The sequence below is a fragment of the Mesorhizobium sp. M7A.F.Ca.AU.002.02.1.1 genome (assembly GCF_003998535.1).
GTDB classification, from domain to species: domain Bacteria; phylum Pseudomonadota; class Alphaproteobacteria; order Rhizobiales; family Rhizobiaceae; genus Mesorhizobium; species Mesorhizobium ciceri.
Genome location: NZ_RZPB01001114.1, coordinates 1 through 1484, shown reverse-complemented (window position 1 = coordinate 1484; position 1484 = coordinate 1). Strand labels below are relative to the sequence as shown.

General features: G+C 63.2%; 1 pseudogene. It reads left to right on the top strand.

Going from position 1 to position 1484, the window contains the following annotated elements:
• Positions 1-1484: pseudogene (locus EN879_RS35580) on the top strand (excinuclease ABC subunit A); the annotation flags it as partial.

Here is a 1484-nt window from a genome sequence, read left to right as displayed (position 1 = left end):
GTTCATTCTGGCGCCGATGGTGCGCGGCCGCAAAGGCGAGTACCGCAAGGAGTTGCTGGAACTGCAGAAGAAGGGCTTTCAGCGCGTCAAGGTCGACGGCGTCTTCTATGAGATCGCCGACGTGCCGGCGCTGGACAAGAAGTACAAGCATGACCTCGATGTCGTCGTCGACCGCATCGTCGTGCGCGGCGATCTCGCGACGCGGCTTGCCGATTCCATCGAAACGGCGCTGAAGCTGGCCGATGGGCTGGCGGTCGCCGAATTCGCCGACAAGCCGCTCGATTCCAGCCAGACCGGCGAGGATTCGGTCAACAAGTCGAAGAACGAGACGCATGAGCGCATCCTGTTCTCGGAAAAGTTCGCTTGCCCGGTCTCCGGCTTCACCATTCCGGAAATCGAACCGCGGCTGTTTTCGTTCAACAATCCGTTCGGCGCCTGCCCGACTTGCGACGGTCTCGGCAGCCAGCGCGCCATCGACGGCAATCTGATCGTGCCGGATGAAAACATCTCGCTGCGCGACGGCGCCGTCAGCCCGTGGGCGAAGTCGACCTCGCCCTATTACGCGCAGACGCTGGAGGCATTGGGCAAGGCCTATGGCTTCAAGCTCGGCGACAAGTTCAAGGATTTGTCCGAAGAGGCCAAGGAAGCCGTCCTGCGCGGCACCGGCGAGCGCGAGATCACCTTCCAGTATGATGACGGCCTGCGCTCCTACAAGACGACGAAGACTTTCGAAGGCGTCATCCCCAATCTCGAGCGGCGCTGGAAAGAGACCGAATCCGCCTGGATGCGCGAGGAGATCGAGCGCTTCATGTCGGCCACACCCTGCCCGGTCTGCAAGGGCTATCGGCTGAAGCCCGAGTCGCTGGCGGTGAAGATCGCCGGCAGGCACATCGGCGAAGTCACCGAGCTTTCCATCCGCAAGGCCGACCAGTGGTTCACCGACCTGCCCGCGTCGCTCAACGACAAGCAGAACGAAATCGCGGTGCGTGTGCTCAAGGAAATCCGTGAACGGCTGCGCTTCCTCAACGATGTCGGGCTCGACTATCTGACGCTGTCGCGCAATTCCGGCACGCTGTCGGGCGGCGAGAGCCAGCGCATCCGGCTGGCATCGCAGATCGGCTCCGGCCTGACCGGCGTGCTCTATGTGCTGGACGAGCCGTCGATCGGCCTGCACCAGCGCGACAATGCGCGCCTGCTCGATACGCTGAAGCACCTGCGCGACATCGGCAACACGGTGATCGTCGTCGAGCATGACGAGGACGCCATCCTGCATGCCGACTATGTCGTCGACATGGGCCCGGCCGCCGGCATCCATGGCGGCGAGATCATCGCCCAGGGCACGCCGCAGCAGGTCATGGCCAATCCCAATTCGATCACCGGCAAATATCTGTCGGGCGCGCTCGAAGTGGCGACGCCCGGCGTGCGGCGTGAAGCGAAGAAGAACCGCCGCATCAAGATCGTCGGCGCGCGCGGCAACAATCTGA